Consider the following 16,729-nt stretch of genomic DNA (forward strand, 5'->3'; position numbering starts at 1 on the left):
CAACAGGTGCGTCACTGGTGGGGTGGTGCGCCGAGTGCGGATGACTTAAGCGGGGGCGGTGCATAGTGGCCATGATGGAGGCATGCTCCCGCTCACCCGCTTTCCCCAATCCCTTCATGGCGGCCCGTTTACCGTTGCTGAAGCGCCCGAGTCCGATACCAGCCATGCGATGCTCCGGCACGCCCGGGTCCTCAAGCCAAGCCGCGGCATAAAGTCCTTGAGGAACGACGCCGATGTTCCCCTTGCGCTCCCCGCCCCGGTTCCCCTGGCACCCGGCGTTGAGAGGACGCCCGCTCATTCCTTTCCGGCGGCTGGACGCAAGTGCGTCACCGTTGCGGAGGGGAGCCGGGGAGGGTGGCGCCGCTGGTCAGCTCCACCAGCACCAGAAATCCGACCACGGCGGCCGCCGTGGGCCCGGCCCGCAACCCCGGCGAGGCCTGACGGGCTTGACTTGGATCCACGAATTACCTCCCGGCCGGATTGTGACGTCGCCTACAGTGTCGCTTGGTGAGCATCCTAGTACGCGCCGGTAACCCGCCCTCCACGGCGCGCAGGACCGGCCGGGAACCGGCCCCGGGCACGGGGGAGAGGCGCCCGAACCGTCCGGGAACATTTTGCCCTCCCCCCGGGTTGGACCGTATATTAGATGCAAACGTATATATCTCGACCACCGGCCGGGAGACGAAGGAGCAATCATGCAGTTCGGAATTTTCAGTGTTGGCGACGTCACCATGGACCCCACCACGGGACGCACCCCCACCGAACACGAGCGCCTGAAGGCCATCACCACCATCGCCAGGCACGCCGAGGACATCGGCATGGACGTCTTTGCCACGGGCGAGCACCACAACCCGCCCTTCTACCCCAGCTCCCCCACCACCATCCTGGGCTATATTGCGGCGCAGACCGAGAAGATCATCCTCTCCACGACCACCACCCTGATCACCACCAACGATCCCGTGAAGATCGCCGAGGACTTCGCCACCCTGCAGCACCTGGCCGAGGGCCGCGTGGACCTGGTCCTGGGCCGCGGCAACATGGGCGCCGTCTACCCGTGGTTTGGCAAGAACAACCAGGATTCGGTCGAGCTGACAGTGGAAAACTACGCGCTGCTGCGCCGCCTGTGGGATGAGGAAGTGGTGAACTGGGAGGGCAAGTTCCGCACGCCGCTGCGCGGATTCACCGCCACGCCCCGCCCGCTCGACGGCGTCGCCCCCTTTGTGTGGCACGGCGCCATCCGCACGCCCCAGGTCGCGGAGATCGCCGCCTACTACGGCGACGGCTTCTTTGCCAACAACATCTTCTGGCCCAAGGAGCACTACATCCAGCTGATCAACCTTTACCGGGAGCGCTACGCACACTACGGACATGGAACGCCGGAGCAGGCCATTGTGGGCCTGGGCGGGCAGTTCTTCATCCGCAAGAACTCGCAGGATGCCGTCAACGAGTTCCGCCCGTACTTCAACAACGCCCCCGTGTATGGCCACGGCCCGTCCATGGAGGACTTCACCTCGCAGACGCCGCTGACAGTCGGCAGCCCGCAGGAAATGATTGAAAAGACACTGGCCTTTCGCGACTACTTCGGCGACTACCAGCGCCAGCTGTTCCTGGTGGACCACGCGGGCCTGCCGTTGAAGACAGTGCTGGAGCAGCTGGACCTCTTTGGTTCCGACGTGCTCCCCACGCTGCGCACGGAGTTTGCCAAGAACCGCCCGGCCAGCATCCCCGAGGCCCCCACGTTCGCCGCACGCAAGGCGGCCAAGGAAGCCGGGGAGGCGGCCGGCGTCGGACAAGACGGCGCCGCGGCAGGCGCGGTGACGGCATGACATCCGCCGCGGCCCACCGCCGGCTGGCCACGGAGGCCTGGGAATCGCTGCTGCGTTCGCAGGTGGCCGTCATGCGCGAACTTCACAAGGAACCCATTTTCAAGAAGGTGGGCAGCCGGGAGTATGACGTCCTGTTCAACCTCTCGCGCTGCCCCACCGGCTGGCTGCGCCTGAACGAGCTCAACGACAACGTCCTGCTGACCCAGCCAAGCATCTCCCGCCTCGTGGAACGGCTGGAGGCGCGCGGCCTGGTCCAGCGAAGGACACCCGACGACGACCGGCGGGGCGTGCTGATCGGCCTCACCGAGGCGGGCGCAGCGCTCCAAAAGGAGGTAGGCCGGGCGCATGTGCGCAACATCATGAACCTCATGGAGGAGGGCCTCAGCGACGCGGAAATGCAGACGCTGCTGGAGCTGACCGGCAAGCTGCGGGAGGCGGTGGCCGGGCGGGCGGCTGCCCCCGCCGACGAGGCGGCTACCCCAGCGACGTCAGCGACGTGACCATCCTCTGCACGTTCAGGTAGCCGCTGGTGCGCATATAGGCCTGCGCGTCCGCGATGGTGGCGAAGGCACGCAGACCCGCCGATCCGTCCAGCGCGCTGGTGAACTGGAGGACGTCGCCGAACATGTAGATGCCGAGCGTGTCCGAGCGCACGGTGTTGTACACCAGGCAGGCCTTCCCGTCCGCACCGGCCGTCTGGTCGGTGATGCCGTACGAGGCGTAAAAGTGGGTCGCGCCCCGGATGACGCGGTACACGTAGCGCGGGGCCACCGCGGCCGCCGCTGTGTTGTTTGACGGGATTTGCAGCGGAATGCTGGCGAGGACGGTGTAGGGCCGCGCCGACTTTGGCTGGCAGGCCCCGCCCAGCCTCGACATGTGGGTTTGCAGGGTGGCCACAACGTCACCTTGGCTGTCGCGCACTTCCACGCGCAGGCCCTTGCCGGACTGGCCGGGCACCTGCTGCGTGATCCAGTCCGCGGGCAGGTCGAAGCTGACGGTCCTGCCGGGATCGGTATAGGTTTTCCACTGCGCGGCGGTTGGCTCGGCTGCGGGGCTGGCGGACGGGCTGCCCGAGGCGGGGCCCGCCGTGCCCGAGCCGGGGCCCGCCGTGCCCGCGGTGCCCGTGGTAACTGGGATGCCGGAACCTCCCGAGGACGACGGCGCGGGGCCGGTCTGGGTGGTGCCGCCCGCCTGCGGTGAGGGGGTCGCCGGGCTGATAGTCACGCCGCAGGCTGCCAGTGACAGGGCCGCGGCGGCCGCGGCCGCCGCGCGCAGCATCCTTCGGGCCGTTGTCCGGGCGGTTTTGGTCCGACGTTGCATGGAAACTCCCTGGGCCGGAGCCGAGACTGTCTGTCCGGTTGCAGCCATGGTAGCCATCTGCGGCGGGTCCGCTCCGGCGACGCGCCGCAGAGATCCCGGCGCCGATTCACAGGGCCTGCATCAGCTCCCGGTAAAACACCACGCCCGCGCCGAGCGCCGACACGCGGACCTTTTCGTTGACGCCGTGGATGCTGGCGCGGTCGCCGGCATCCATCAGCAGGGGCGAGAACCGGTATACGGCCGGGCAGAGCGCCGTGAAATGACGGGCGTCGGTGGCCCCCGTTTGCACGTAGGGCGTCACCACGGCGCCGGGGTGGGAGACTCCCACGCAGCGCGAGAGCAGGGCAAACTGTTCGTTGTTGAATGGGGAAACCGGCGAGGGCTCGTGCGCGCCGTGGACCCGCAGCTCGATGGACGGGTCGTCAATGGTGCGCCGCACGCGCTCGACCGCACCCGCCACGTCCTCCCCCACGGCAATGCGGATGTTGGCATTCGCCCGCGCCGTTGCGGCCAGGACGTTGGCGCCCCTGCTGCCTTCAAGCTCGGTGACGGCCACCGTGGTGCGCGTCATGGCCCGTGTTTCGTCCCCCAGCAGGTCAAAAACGCGCGTCAGCAGTCCCTTGAACGCCCACATGTTCGACGTCACCAGGCGCAGACCAAAGCCGCTGTGCACCCCGATCCGGCGCAGCATCTCCACAACCGGCCCCGGCATCGACTGCGGGAACGGATGCGTTTCCAGCGCCATGATGGCCCGCGCGAGGCGTGCCGTGGCGCCCATCCTGGGTGGCGTGGAGGCGTGGCCGCCAGCGCTGCGCGCCACGAGCTCCAGGTCCAGGATCCCCTTTTCGGCCACCCCGATGACGGCGGCCGGGCGGCGCAGGCCGGGAAACGCGTTTTCGGCCACGGCGCCTCCCTCATCCAGGACCATCCACGGCCGCACCCCCCGGCCGGCGAGCAGCGCCGCGGCCGCGACCGCACTGTCGCCGGCTGTTTCCTCGTTGTTGCCAAAGGACAGGTAGATGTCCTGGCGCGGCTCCCAGCCCTCCCCCACCAGGGATTCCACCGCCTCCAGAATGACGACGACGGCCCCCTTGTCGTCCAGCGCGCCCCTCCCCCACACATATCCGGCGTCCCGGTGGCCGGAGAAGCCGGGGTGCGTCCAATTGTCGCGCGCGTCCACGGGCACAACGTCGTAGTGCGCCATGAGCACCACGGCCCTGGCGGCGGCGCCGGGCCCCGCGCCGGGCCACTTGTAGAGCAGGGCGTGCCCGTTGACAAACTCGCGCTCCAGGGCGGCGTGGGCCGCCGGATAGAGCCGCTCCAGGGCGGCGATAAAGCCGGTGAATTCCTCGAGCTCAATTTCATCCCGCCTGGGTGAAAAGACGGTGCGGAAACGAATCAATTCGGCCAGGCGGGCTGCAGCGCGCGTCGCGTGCTCCGCCCCGGTTTCACCTGGGCTGGCAGTCGGGCCGCGGCCCCCGGGCGGCACCGCGGAGCGCTCTCCGGCCGGCGTGCCAAATTGGTCCCCTGGCGGAATCACGGACTGTTCTCCGGCCGGCGCGCCCGGCTCCACACGATCGGCCCCCGCGCGCAGGGCCCGCGCGCCCATGACGGCGGCGGTGCCGGCGGCGCCCGCGGCGAGCACCGCCGCCACGGCTCGGTTCAAGGACTTTGCGCTGGCGCGTTCCATGCCAGCAGTCTAGGCCACCGGGGCCGCGGACCACAGGGTCACCACCGCCCGCCCCTGCCGCCTCGCTCGGCCCCGATCCCCGCCCGCCCCTGCCGCCTCGCTCGGCCCCGATCCCCGCCCGCCCCTGCCGCCTCGCTCGGCCCCGACCACCGCCCGCCCCTGCCGCCTCGCTCGGCCCCGACCACCGCCCGCCCCTGCCGCCTCGCTCCGGCACGCCGCCGAGGAGGTAGGATCTCCTCATGACAGCTGCCCCGTACCGCCTTGCCCGTGTCCACCCACTCGATGCGGCGGACGGCCCCCTGCCGGAGCAGTTCTTTGTCCGCAATGACGCGTCCGGCTTCGCCGGACCCGACGGCACTGTGTGGACGGTGGTCGCCACGCCGTTCCCCGCCTCGGCCGGAAACCAGAACAGCCCCGCCCGGGCCGGCTGGACCACCGGCGCCAGGGTCAGCGAGGACCAGTTCAGCTTCCTTGCGCCGTGCGCCCCGGCCAATGTCTTCGGGATGGCGCACAACACCGGCGCGCCGGGCCGGGCGCTGCCGCCGCAGGCGTTCCACAAGGCCGCCAGCTCGGTCATCGGCCCAGGCGAGGCCATCAGGCTCGGCCCGGAAGCGGGCCGCGTGGAGCCGGAAGCCGAGCTGACCGTCGTCGTCGGCCAGGCCGCACGGCACCTGACCCTGGAAAACGCGCGCGCAGCGATCCTGGGCTTCACCATCGGCAACGACGTCTCCGACCGCGACGCCCAAAAAAGCGACGAACTGTGGATCAGCGCCAAGAGTCCCGACACGTTCACCCCGCTGGGGCCCTGGATCGTGGTGGGCCTGGAAGATCGCGGCCGGCCCATCGGCATTGTGCACAACGGCACCGAGCTGTCCGCCGCCTCGAGTGACGACCTCGGCTGGGGCGTGGGGGAGATCCTGGTGTACCTCAGCAGTTTCATGACGCTGCAGCCCGGGGACGTCATCCTCACCGGATTCCCGGCCGAGTGCCGCCCGCTGGCCCCCGGGGACGACGTGGTGTGCCGCGTGGGCGGGATCGGCGAGCTGCGGAATCCTGTGGTGGCCGGCGAATAGCCGTCCGGGCCGCGGCGGGCCATTCACAGAAAACACACAAGCAACGTTTTGGGCGGTCACAACTGCAGGTGGCAGTATTGGTTACTGATGGCAACTACAACTCCGGCCGAACCAGCAGCCCTGGAACCCGTGCCCGCCACTGGCGCCGGCGGGGCAGTGCGCGCGATGCTCGCGCGGCTGTTGCAGCGCCATCCCGTTTTGTTTGCCCAGCTGCGCGGCTTCGGCGTGGTGGCCGTGATTTGCACGGCGGTTTCCATGCTGATTTTCGCCGGGCTGCGCCAGCCCCTGGGAATGCAGTGGGCCAATGCCGTGTCCCTGGTCCTGTGCTCGGTGCTCAACACCGAGCTGAACCGGCGCATCAGTTTCGGGGTGCGCGGCGGGCACCTGTGGTGGCATGACCAGCGGCGCGGGCTGTGGGTCATGCTGCTGGCGCTGGGCATGACGAGCGGCAGCCTCTGGCTGCTGCACGAGGTGTCACCCGACGCCAGCATCGTGACCGAGCTCGTCGTGATCGCCCTGGGCAACGTGGCGTCCGCCGTGACGCGCTTCCTGTTGCTGCGCTACTGGATCTTCCGCCGGCTGCGGCTGGACGTGCCGGCGGCCGCGTAGCTCCCGAGCCGCTGCACTGCCGCCTCCAGCTCCCCCGCCGCCCTATCCAGGGCGTCGTTCGTGGCGTCTGCGCCGAAGCTGAAGCGGAGCGCCGTTTGCGCCACCGCCCGGTCCACGCCCATCGCGGTGAGCACCTGCGACGGCTCGTCCGCTCCGGCCGCGCAGGCCGATCCCGACGAACAGATGATCGAACGCCGTTCCAGTTCCAGCAGCACGGATTCGCCGCTGGTGCCCGGGAAGCAGAACGACGCCACCGACGGCAGCCGCCGCGTCCGGTGGCCCGTCAGCCGGGCGGCGGGCACCCTGTCCAGGACCTGGTCGATGAAGCGGTCGCGCACGGCCGTGGCATGGTCGACGGCGGTCCCCCGGCCCGCGTCGGAGAGCCGCAGCGCCGTGGCCAGGGCCACCGCGAACGCCACGTTCTCCGTGCCCGAGCGGGTGCCGCGCTCCTGCCCCCCGCCGTGGACCAGCGGCTCGCACGGCACGCCGCCGCGCAGGTACAGCAGCCCCACGCCCTTGGGCGCGCCGACCTTGTGCCCGGAAAGGCTCAGCGCGGACACGCCAAGCGCGCCGACGTCCAGGTCCAGCCACCCGGCGGCCTGCACGGCGTCCGTGTGGAACGGCACGCCCAGGCCGCGCGCCGCGGCGGCCAGTGCGGGAATGTCCTGGACGGTGCCCACCTCGTTGTTGGCGTACATGACGGAGGCGACGGCGACGTCCCGGCCGGCGGTGCCGCCGTCGGGCCTCCCGTGCAGCAGCCGGGCAAACCCGGCCGGGTCGACGAGGGCGTCCGGCCCCACCGGGACCACGTCCACCGTGAAGCCGTGGACGCGCCGGAGGTAGGCGGCGGACTCGGCTATGGCCGGGTGCTCGATGGCGCTGACCACCACGCGGTTGCGGCGGGGGTCGGCGGCGCGGCGGGCCAGCGCGATGCCCTTCAGGGCCAGGTTGTCCGCCTCCGTCCCGCCGGAGGTGAAGGTGAGCTCCTCCGGATGGCAGCCCAGCACGGCCGCGGCCCACGCGCGGGCGCCGGCCAGGGCGGCGGCGGCCTGCTCCCCCAGTTCGTGGTGGCTGGACGGGTTGCCGAACTGGTTGGTCAGGAACGGGAACATGGCCTCGATCACCTCGCGGCGGACCGGGGTGGTGGCGGCGGCGTCCAGGAAGATCATTGCCGGGACCCGGCGGCCTCGATGGCGATGTCCAGGCCGAGGTCCAGGGCGCGCACGCTGTGGGTGAGGGCGCCGACGGAGATGATGTCCACGCCCGTGCGGGCAATCCCGGCGATGGTGGCCAGGTTGACGTTGCCGCTGGCCTCCACCAGCGCCCGGCCGTTGACCAGGGCCACGCCCTCCACGAGCTGGTCAAGGGTGAAGTTGTCCAGCATGATGGTGTCCACGCCGGCGGCCAGCACGGGCTCGATCTGCTCGATGCTGTCCACCTCGACCTCAAAGTGGACGGTGTGGGGCAGCTGGGCGCGGACGCCGGCGAGCGCGGCGGTCAGCCTGGCGGGGTCGCCTCCGGTGAGAACGGCCAGGTGGTTGTCCTTGGCCAGCACGGCGTCCGACAGCGAGAAGCGGTGGTTGTGCCCGCCGCCGCAGCGCACGGCGTAGCGTTCCAGCGCGCGCAGGCCCGGGGTGGTCTTGCGCGTGTCGGTGACGCGGGCCCCGGTGCCCTCAATCTGGCGGGCATATTCGGCGGTCTGGGTGGCGATGGCGCTCATGCGCTGGGTGAGGTTCAGCGCGATGCGCTCGGCCGTCAGCACGGCGCGGGCCAGGCCCGTGACGCCCATGATCCGCTGGCCCGTGGCGAAGGGCTGGCCGTCGGCGACCAGCCGCTCCACCTCCGCAGCCGGGTCCTGCATCACCATGGCCGCGGTGAAGACGTCGCCGCCGGAGAAGATCCCGGGTTCCCGGGCCACGAGCCACGCCGTGGCCGTGGCATGCGCCGGCAGGAGCGTGGCGGAGGTGATGTCCCCGTACGGTGCGTCCTCCACAAACGCCGCACGGAGGATGTTCTCCACAATCGCCCCGGGCAGGGTTGGCAGCGGGGCCGGGTCGGGGTGGACTGGTGGGAGGGGGGCGGCCGCGGCTGGTGGCTTCGGCGTTGTGGGGGCAAGTTCGACGGCGTTCATACTGTTTCGCTTTCAAGAACGGAAAGGCTGGTGGGAAGGTGGGCGTCCTGGCCGGTGCTGGACCGCACCCAGGAGTGCGCGCCCCGCCCGGGCGCGGGCGCTTCGGGAAAGTCGCTGCGGAAGTGCGCGCCGGCGGAGTCCTCGCGGGCAAGGGCGGCATTGACCAGCAGTTCGGCGACGAGGCGGAGGTTTTCCAGTTCCGCCCCGGCCTGCGTGGCGGGCCCTGCCTCCGGGGCGCCGGACCGGGAGGCCTGCGGCCGCCAGGCGGCCAGCTGCCGCGCGGCTGCGCCCAGCCCGGCGGCATTGCGGACCACCCCGGCATGGGCGCCCATGAGGCGCTGCAGCCCGTGCCGTGACAAGGGGACCGGCCCGGCTGCGCCCGGGTCGAGGTCGCCGATCCCGAAGTCGCCCGGTTCGAGGGCGGTTGGCTGCCGCATGGCGGCGCAGGAGGCCGGGGCGCCGGCATGCGCAGCGGATGATGCGAAGTGCCGCACGGCGCGGCGGCCGAACACGAGGCCCTCGAGCAGGGAGTTGGAGGCCAGCCGGTTGGCGCCGTGGACGCCCGTGCAGGCCGCTTCACCGGCGGCATACAGCCCCGGGATCGAGGTCTGGCCGTTGAGGTCCGTTGCCACCCCGCCCATCCAGTAGTGGGCGGCCGGGGTGACAGGCAGCCAGTCGCGGGTCCAGTCGAAGCCGAGTTCGCGGGTCCTGGCGTCAATCGTGGGGAAGCGGCGCGCCAGGTAGCCGGCCCCGTGCGCGGCCTCGACGCCTGTGGCGTCCAGAAACACCGTGTCGCCGGGACTGCCCGGGAGGGAGGAAAGGTGGGCGGCGATGCCGCGGGAGACCACGTCACGCGGGGCCAGGTCGGCCTCGGGGTGGTAGCTGGCCATGAAGGCGGCTCCGGTGCTGTCGCGGAGCACGGCCCCGGCGCCGCGGACGGCCTCGGACACCAGGAAGTTGTCACCCACGGCAAGGGCGGTGGGGTGGAACTGAAAGTACTCGAGATCAGCCACGGCGGCCCCGGCCCGCCAGGCGGCGGCGAGTCCGTCGGCCGTGGCCACGGCCGGGTTGGTGGTGAAGTCGAACAGCTGCCCGGCTCCGCCGCTGGCCAGCAGCACGGCGTCGGCGATCACAGTTCTGGGCGCGCCGCCGGGAGCGAGCAGGGAGACCCCGGCGACGCGCCCGCCGTCGAGCACCAGGTCCCGGACAAAGGCGTGTTCCATGATCCGGACCGTCCCCAGCTCCGCCGCGGCGCGGACGGCGCGGATCAGGCCCTCGGCAATGGCCGCCCCCGTGGCGTCGCCGCCGGCGTGGAGGATCCGGGCGGCGGAGTGGGCACCCTCGAGCCCCAGGGCCGGCCTGCCGGTGTCAGCGTCGCGGTCGAAGACGACCCCGAAGCGTTCCAGGGCGGCGATGTCACCGCAGGCCTCTTCGCAGAGGATGCGCACGGCGTCGGGGTTGCACTGGCCGGCGCCGGCCTTCAGGGTGTCGGCGATGTGCGCCTGGACGGTGTCGCCGGGGGCGGCGGCGTCCGGGCCCAGCACGGCGCAGATGCCGCCCTGCGCAAAGTGGGTGTTGCCCTGCGCCAGCACGCCCTTGGTCACCAGCGTGACGCGCAGTCCCGCCTCGGCGGCCAGCAGGCTGCCAAAGAGCCCCGCAATGCCGCTTCCGACCACGACCAGGTGCGAGTTGCGCGCGCTCATGCGCCCGGGGCTCCCGCGGCCGCCGGTTCCCGCACGCCCGCAGTGCCGCGCCGGTCCCTGGCGGCCGCCTGCCGTTCCGCGCGTTCCTGCACGGATCGCGGCCTGGCGGCCAGCATGCGCTCGAGCGCCACCCGGGCGTGGACGGCCGTCGCCTCGGGGACGGTGATCTGGTTCAGGACCTCCCCGCGCACCAGCCCCTCCAGCACCCAGGCCAGGTAGCCCGGGTGGATCCTGTACATGGTGGAGCACGGGCAGATGACCGGGTCCAGGCAGAAGATGGTGTGCTGCGGGTACTGCGCGGCGAGCCGGTTCACCATGTTGATCTCGGTGCCGATGGCAAAGGTGGTGCCGTCCGGGGCCGCCTGGACGGCCTTGAGGATGTAGTCGGTGGAGCCGGATTCGTCCGCCGCGTCCACCACTTCCATGGGGCATTCCGGGTGGACGATGACGCGCACGCCGGGGAAGTCGGCGCGGGCCTGGTCGATCTGGGCCGTGGTGAAGCGCTTGTGCACGGAGCAGAAGCCCTGCCACAGCACCACCTTCGCGTTGTCCATGGCGGCCGGGGTGTTGCCGCCCAGGGGAAGGCGCGGGTTCCACAGCGGCATGTGCTCCAGCGGGATGCCCATGGCCTTGGCCGTGTTGCGGCCCAGGTGCTGGTCGGGGAAGAACAGCACGCGCTGTCCGCGCTCGTAGGCCCATTCGAGCACGGTGGCGGCATTGGAGGACGTGCACACGATCCCCCCGTGCTCGCCGCAAAAGGCCTTCAGGGCGGCAGAGGAATTCATGTACGTCACGGGGATGACGGGCACCCGGCCGGCGGCGTCGGGCTCGGTGCCGTACAGCTCCTCCAACTGCGCCCAGCAGGCCTCCACGGAGGGCAGGTCCGCCATGTCGGCCATGGAGCAGCCCGCGGCGAGGTTGGGCAGGATCACCGACTGGTGCGCGCCGGAGAGCATGTCGGCGGTCTCGGCCATGAAGTGCACGCCGCAAAACACGATGGCCTCGGCGGCGTCCCTTGCCTTGGCGGCGTTGGCCAGCTGGAAGGAGTCCCCCAGGAAGTCGGCAAACTTCACCACCTCGTCGCGCTGGTAGAAGTGGCCCAGGATCACGACGCGGTCCCCAAGTTCCGCCTTGGCGGCCATGATCCGGGCGGTGAGTTCGTCGTCCGAGGCGTCCTTGTACTCCTGGGGCAGCTGGCCCTGGCGGGGGGTCTCCACGGGGGCCGTGTCCGCGTTGGAGGCGCCGGGGCCGTAGCCGGGCGTGCCGGCAAGGGCCTCGGCGAGGTCAAATTCCCACGGACCCTTCGCCAGGTCGTCGTCGCAGCTTTCCTGCGCCCGGCCCGGCCTGCCCCGGGTGCCCTGCCGCTCGGCCTCGGCGCGGGTGATGAGCTGGATGGTGTTGTTGACGGAGGGCATGGTGTGCTCCAAGGGGTGTTGGACGAAAGGTTGAAGGCGGGCGGCGTGGGCTGGCTTACGGCACGGGAGAGTCCTCGGCGGTGGTCCCGGTGTAGCGGTACAGGCGGGGCGGGCGGTGCTTGCCGCCCTGGAGGTATTCATCGGTGGCCTCGATGTGGGCCGTCTGCTTGAGCTGGCGCCGGAAGTTGGCGGGGTCCACGGTGCGGTCCAGCACGGCCTCATACACTTCGCGCACCTGGGCCAGCGTGAACTTTTCCCCGAGCAGGTGGTAGGCGATGGAGCCGTAGGCCATCTTGTTCCGCAGCCGCCAGAGGGCGTAGTCCACAATCTGGTTGTGGTCGAAGGCGAGCGTCTCCAGGCCGTCGGCCCGGAACCACTTCACATTCTCCGATTCCAGCGCCATGTCCGCCTCCGTGGGCTGGACCATGGCCCAGTAGACGATCGAGACCACGCGCTGGGCCGGCGAGCGGTGCAGGCCGCCGAAGGCATAGAGCTGTTCGAGGTAGCTCGGCGCGAGCCCGGTGGTGTCCGCCAGGTTGCGCGCCGCCGCGTCCTGCAGCGAGTCCGCCTGGGCCAGCGGACCGCCGGGCAGCGCCCACAGGCCCTTGAACGGCTCGCGGATGCGGCGCACCAGCGGCAGCCACAAGGTGGGGCGGCCGCTGGTCGCACTGGGGCGCAGGGCGAAAATGACCGTGGAGATGGCAAGCGCCGGAGGCTGCGCAAGGCGCTCGCTGACGTTGGCCGCACTGACAAAGGGCTGCCGTTCCATGCCTGTCCACCCCGCTTCCACAGTTAAGGTAAATTTGACTAGAACTGATTCTACGGCCCCGCGCGGGCTGACACAAATATTTCGGGAAAAAGTCGGATGAAACCCGGGTCCGGCCCGGCACGTTGGGGTCGGAGCCGACGCGCACGCCCGGGACGGGAACGCCGTCGACCATGAACGGGACACCGTTCGCCGCCCGCCGCCCGCGCCGGGGTTCGGTGCCGTCCCGCCGGATGGTCCGCACGGCATCCCCCAGCAGCGGGTGGCGCATCCGCGGCCGCTGCCTCGTCCGGGGGGGGTGGGAGGTGCGGGTGCGCCGCCGGGCTCGATGGTGCGCTCAAAGTCCATGGCCCACCCTGCCCCGTTCCGGCAACGGGTCCCGTGCGGCGGGAGCCTGCGTACTTGGGCGTACACGCGCAGTGGGGAATAATCTCCCGTGGGGCAGGCCGCCGCGCCGCTGCCTCCCCCGGCGGCCACCCCGCCAACCCCGCCACAGGACCGCCACAGGACCGCCCCCACAGAATGAAGGACACCCACCCCATGAGCACCCAGGCTGCCACCGCCACCGCGCCGCCCGCCACCGGCCTGGGGCATTCCCTCAAGCAGCGGCAGCTGGCCATGATGGGGCTGGGCAGCGCCATCGGTGCGGGGCTGTTCCTGGGCTCCGGCAAGGGCATCGAAGCGGCCGGCCCGGCCGTCCTGGTTTCCTACCTGGCCGCCGGCACCCTCATCATCCTGGTCATGTGGGCGCTGGGCGAAATGGCCGCGGCCAACCCCAGCTCCGGCGCGTTTTCCGTCTACGCCCAAAAGGCGCTGGGCAACGTGGCCGGTTCCACGGTGGGCTGGCTGTGGTGGCTGCAGCTGGTGGTGGTGATCGCCGCAGAGGCCCTGGGCGCGGCCTCCCTGCTGGTCACGATCTGGCCCGTGCTCCCGGTGTGGGCCCTGACCCTGGTCTTCATGGTGGTGTTCACTGCGGTCAACCTGACCAGCGTGAAGAACTACGGCGAGTTTGAGTTCTGGTTCGCGCTGCTGAAGGTGGTGGCCATCGTGCTGTTCCTGGCCTTCGGCGCCGCCCTCCTGCTCGGCTGGATCCCCGGCGCCACGTCCCCCCGCCTGGGCAACTTCACCGGCCACGGCGGCTTTGCGCCGCACGGCCTGACCGGCATCGCCACGGGACTGTTTGTGGTGGTCTTCGCCTTTGGCGGGACGGAAATTGTTGCCGTGGCCGCCGCCGAGACCAGCAACCCCGAACGCAGCGTGGCCATCGCCGTGCGCACCGTGGTGTGGCGGATCCTGGTGTTCTACATCGGCTCCATCTTTGTCATTGCCGCGGTGCTCCCCTGGAACTCGCCGGACCTCGATTCCCCGTTTGCGGGCGTGCTGAACTCGGCCGGCATCGGCTGGGCGGGCACGGCCATCACGCTGGTGGCCGTCGCCGCCCTGCTCTCCGCCCTGAACGCGAACCTGTACGGCGCCTCCCGCATGGTGTACTCGCTGGCGGAGCGTGGCGAGGCCCCGGCCCTCTTTGCCCGGACCAGCCCTCGCCAGGTGCCGCGCGCCGCTGTGGCCGTCTCGGTGATGTTTGGTTTCGTGGCGGTGGTCCTGGAGCTGCTGTTCCCCGGCAGGATCCTGGACGCGCTGCTGAACCTGGTCGGCTCCACATGCCTCATCGTGTGGGGCACGGCCCTGGTTTCCCAGCTGGTCCTGCGCCGCCGGGCCGACCGCGACGGCACCCCGCTCCCCCTCCGCATGGCGGGCTTTCCGGTGCTGACGGGGATCGGGCTGGCCCTGCTCGCCGCGATCTTTGCGGTCGGGTTCTTCGGCGAACAAAGCCGCGCCCAGCTCATCGGGACGTTCGCACTCGTGGCGGGAATCGCCACCGCCTGCGGGCTCGCCCAGCGGCACCGGGCCGGCAGGGCGCGCCGCGAGGACGGGGCGAATTGCGTCCGTCCGGGAATGTGACTAGCGTCTCTGGTGGACGGTGTGCTCAACGGCGCGCATGCCGTTCCGACGTTGGCCCTGGATTTCGCTAGTGTGGATGTACGACGGCGGCACGCGCCTCCGCGGGAAAGGTCACCATGTCTGCCCTTGGCAAGCACCAGGCCGCTGCGGCCCTGCACACCATTGAAGGTGCCAACGCCGGGTTGAACGTCGCAGCCTTCGACCCGGATTTCCCCGTGCCGCTGCCCCCGGTCTTCCTCATTCACGGCTTTGCCTCCTCGATCGACCTCAACTGGGTCAAGAGCGGCTGGGTGGCCGCCCTGAACCGGGCCGGGCGCCGCGTGCTCTCGGTGGACCTGCCCGGCCACGGCAGGAGCGCCGCCCCGGTGGACCTGGACTCCTACACGCCCGGGAAGATCCGCGCCGACCTTCTCCAGGTGCTCATCGATGAAGGCGTACGCCCGCTGCGCGACGGCGACCCCACCTCCGGCGTGGACCTCATCGGTTACTCGCTGGGGTCCCGGCTGGCCTGGGAGTTTGGCGCGACGCAGCCGGAGCTGGTGCGCCGGATGGTGCTGGGCGGCCCCAACCCGCACGACCCCCTCGCCGACTTTGACCTGGCCGCCGCGCAGAACTTCCTCAACGACGGCACCCCCATTGCGGACAAGTCCACGGCCTGGCTGCTGAACATGGCGCAGCTGGTGCCCTCGAATGACATCTTTGCGCTGCTGGCCATGGTCCAGGCCGTCAAGCTTGAGCCGTTCGACCCGACCGATGCCGTGCCCAAAATGCCCATCCTCCTCGTGGCCGGCGACCAGGACGAACGCGCCAGGTCAATGACCCGGCTGGCCGAGCTCAGCGGCCGGGCCGAACAGCGCATCGTCGCCGGGCGGACCCATGAAAACACGGTGACCTCCCGGGAATTCAAGGACGCCGCCGTCGCGTTCCTGGACTAGCCCGGACCCGGCCGGCATGGGGTACAGCGCAGAACCGCGGCCGTGGCAGCCGTTCCTGGACAGGAACGACGCCGGGTCCCGGCTGGGGAGGGCCCTGCGGCCCCCGGCGGGCTCGGTCCGCGGCGGCGCCCTGGTGCTGGGTCTCGCCCGCGGCGGCGTTCCCGTTGCCGCGGGGGTGGCGCGGGCGCTCGGGCTGCCGCTGGGCGTGCTGGTGGTCCGCAAGCTGGGGGTCCCCGGCTCGCCGGAGGTGGCTTTTGGCGCCGTGGCCACGTATGCGGGCACGACAGCGGGCACCCACCTGGATCGCACCGTCCGGGAGTTGCGGCGCCACGGCTACGGGGCGGAGGAACTTGACCAGGTCGAGCGGGATGAACGCGCCGAACTGGCGCGTCGCCAGGCCCTGTACGCCCGCGGCACGCAGGAGCCTGTGGCCGGGCGGACCGTGCTGCTGTGCGACGATGGCCTCGCCACGGGCGCCACCATGCGCGCCGCCGTCACGCTCATGCGGGATGCGGGTGCGGCCGAGGTGCTGGCGTGCGTGCCCGCCGCGCCGCGGCAGGTGTGCGCGGAGCTGCTCGACGTTGCGGACCGCGTGGTCTGCCTTCAGCCGTGGCCCACCCTGCGTGCCGTCAGCGAGGCGTACCTGCGGTTTGGGCAGGTGGGCGACGCCGAGGTCCTCGCGCTGCTGGGTGGTTCCGGGCCGCCGTCGTACGGGCCCGGGGACGCCGGCCCGCAACCAGGGCAGTGACTTCCCGGGCCGTGCAGGGCTCACCCCCGTCCCGCTGCGCGGCGACGGGACGCCGGCGGACGCCGGGCGCCGGGGTGGCCGGCCTGCCGGAACCATCAGCCGGGCCCCCTGTCCGCTTGTTGCCTCAAAGCAGTCCCTCCGCCCGTGGACGCACCCGGCCTGGACGTCTAAAATGGTCACCACAAAATTCCTGCGCATGCCAGGAAAGGGTGATGAACCATGCGAGGCAAACAGCGAACCATCGACAGTGCACTGCTGGGGCCCATGATCCAGGAAGAAACGGCGTACCCCCTCTGGTGCGACCATTGCGGAACGGACGCGTACATCCTCATCGAATCGGTGCGGCGGCGGCATTTCGCCCCGGCGGACCACCTCGACGTGACCTACTTCTGCTCGCAATGCGACGCGATCTACGGCCATCTTGTCAAGGAGTCCGAGATCAAGGCGGAATTCATGGCCGCCATCGCCGTGGCGGGGCGTCCGCAGGCCATTGCGGAGGATGCCGGCTTCACCGAAGCGTCCTGAACCGCGCCGGACTCAACGTACACAGG

Annotated in this window: 16 protein-coding genes; 8 read left to right on the forward strand and 8 right to left on the reverse strand. The window is 70.8% G+C overall.

Annotation, left to right across the window (positions count from 1 at the left end; all coding sequences use genetic code 11):
* Positions 1-326: 326 nt before the first annotated feature.
* A complete protein-coding gene (locus G6034_RS20065) occupies positions 327-461 on the reverse strand; it encodes a hypothetical protein (protein WP_281375383.1) in 135 nt (44 codons plus the stop codon).
* Between the two features lie 234 nt (positions 462-695).
* Here G6034_RS20065 and G6034_RS03495 point away from each other — a divergent pair, with 234 nt between their 5' ends.
* On the forward strand, positions 696-1,826 hold the full coding sequence (locus G6034_RS03495; RefSeq protein WP_176633719.1) for an LLM class flavin-dependent oxidoreductase: 1,131 nt from the start codon (positions 696-698) through the stop codon (positions 1,824-1,826).
* The gene (locus tag G6034_RS03500; protein ID WP_176633720.1) at positions 1,823-2,326 is read left to right on the forward strand and encodes a MarR family winged helix-turn-helix transcriptional regulator; all 504 of its coding nucleotides are present in this window, start codon (positions 1,823-1,825) and stop codon (positions 2,324-2,326) included. Before G6034_RS03495 ends, G6034_RS03500 begins: the two co-directional genes overlap by 4 nt.
* On the opposite strand, the gene G6034_RS03505 is transcribed toward G6034_RS03500, so the two are convergent.
* Both G6034_RS03505 and G6034_RS03510 read right to left on the reverse strand, forming a co-directional pair.
* On the reverse strand, positions 2,301-3,146 hold the full coding sequence (locus G6034_RS03505) for a hypothetical protein (RefSeq protein ID WP_176633721.1): 846 nt from the start codon (positions 3,144-3,146) through the stop codon (positions 2,301-2,303). The two genes, G6034_RS03500 and G6034_RS03505, sit on opposite strands and share 26 nt — an antisense overlap.
* Before the next feature lie 106 nt (positions 3,147-3,252).
* Positions 3,253-4,836: a M20/M25/M40 family metallo-hydrolase gene (locus G6034_RS03510; protein ID WP_246295267.1), complete on the reverse strand. Its 1,584-nt coding sequence runs from the start codon at positions 4,834-4,836 to the stop codon at positions 3,253-3,255.
* Between the two features lie 239 nt (positions 4,837-5,075).
* On the opposite strand from G6034_RS03510, the gene G6034_RS03515 reads away from it, so the two are divergent.
* Together G6034_RS03515 and G6034_RS03520 are read left to right on the forward strand one after the other, a co-directional pair.
* The gene (locus G6034_RS03515) at positions 5,076-5,909 is read left to right on the forward strand and encodes a fumarylacetoacetate hydrolase family protein (RefSeq protein WP_176633722.1); all 834 of its coding nucleotides are present in this window, start codon (positions 5,076-5,078) and stop codon (positions 5,907-5,909) included.
* 87 nt (positions 5,910-5,996) lie between these two features.
* On the forward strand, positions 5,997-6,518 hold the full coding sequence (locus G6034_RS03520; protein ID WP_176633723.1) for a GtrA family protein: 522 nt from the start codon (positions 5,997-5,999) through the stop codon (positions 6,516-6,518).
* Here G6034_RS03520 and G6034_RS03525 read toward each other — a convergent pair.
* The 5 genes from G6034_RS03525 to G6034_RS03545 are packed head-to-tail and all read right to left on the reverse strand — an operon-like array spanning position 6,470 to position 12,536.
* On the reverse strand, positions 6,470-7,687 hold the full coding sequence (locus tag G6034_RS03525; protein WP_176633724.1) for a cysteine desulfurase family protein: 1,218 nt from the start codon (positions 7,685-7,687) through the stop codon (positions 6,470-6,472). The genes G6034_RS03520 and G6034_RS03525 overlap by 49 nt on opposite strands.
* Positions 7,684-8,649: a carboxylating nicotinate-nucleotide diphosphorylase gene (nadC, locus tag G6034_RS03530; protein ID WP_176633725.1), complete on the reverse strand. Its 966-nt coding sequence runs from the start codon at positions 8,647-8,649 to the stop codon at positions 7,684-7,686. The genes G6034_RS03525 and nadC overlap by 4 nt, the downstream gene beginning before the upstream one ends.
* The gene (gene nadB / locus G6034_RS03535) at positions 8,646-10,352 is read right to left on the reverse strand and encodes an L-aspartate oxidase (protein WP_176633726.1); all 1,707 of its coding nucleotides are present in this window, start codon (positions 10,350-10,352) and stop codon (positions 8,646-8,648) included. Before nadB ends, nadC begins: the two co-directional genes overlap by 4 nt.
* A complete protein-coding gene (gene nadA, locus G6034_RS03540; protein ID WP_176633727.1) occupies positions 10,349-11,767 on the reverse strand; it encodes a quinolinate synthase NadA in 1,419 nt (472 codons plus the stop codon). The genes nadB and nadA overlap by 4 nt, the downstream gene beginning before the upstream one ends.
* A gap of 55 nt (positions 11,768-11,822) precedes the next feature.
* Positions 11,823-12,536, reverse strand: coding sequence for an NUDIX hydrolase (locus tag G6034_RS03545; protein ID WP_176633728.1), 714 nt, complete (start codon positions 12,534-12,536; stop codon positions 11,823-11,825).
* A 537-nt stretch (positions 12,537-13,073) separates the two neighbouring features.
* Between G6034_RS03545 and G6034_RS03550 the strand changes: the two genes are divergently transcribed.
* From G6034_RS03550 to G6034_RS03565, 4 genes are all read left to right on the forward strand, one after another.
* Positions 13,074-14,495 (forward strand): amino acid permease, encoded by a 1,422-nt coding sequence (locus tag G6034_RS03550; RefSeq protein ID WP_176633729.1) that lies wholly within the window; start codon positions 13,074-13,076, stop codon positions 14,493-14,495.
* 116 nt (positions 14,496-14,611) lie between these two features.
* Complete coding sequence (locus G6034_RS03555) at positions 14,612-15,430, forward strand: alpha/beta fold hydrolase (protein WP_176633730.1); 819 nt, start codon at positions 14,612-14,614, stop codon at positions 15,428-15,430.
* 16 nt (positions 15,431-15,446) lie between these two features.
* Positions 15,447-16,178 carry a phosphoribosyltransferase gene (locus G6034_RS03560; protein WP_176633731.1) on the forward strand — a complete coding sequence of 244 codons (732 nt, stop codon included), beginning with the start codon at positions 15,447-15,449 and terminating at the stop codon, positions 16,176-16,178.
* 219 nt (positions 16,179-16,397) lie between these two features.
* Positions 16,398-16,703, forward strand: coding sequence for a hypothetical protein (locus G6034_RS03565; RefSeq protein ID WP_176633732.1), 306 nt, complete (start codon positions 16,398-16,400; stop codon positions 16,701-16,703).
* The last annotated feature ends 26 nt before the right edge of the window (positions 16,704-16,729 follow it).

It is taken from the genome of Arthrobacter wenxiniae, assembly GCF_013376105.1.
Taxonomy (GTDB): Bacteria; Actinomycetota; Actinomycetes; order Actinomycetales; family Micrococcaceae; genus Specibacter; species Specibacter wenxiniae.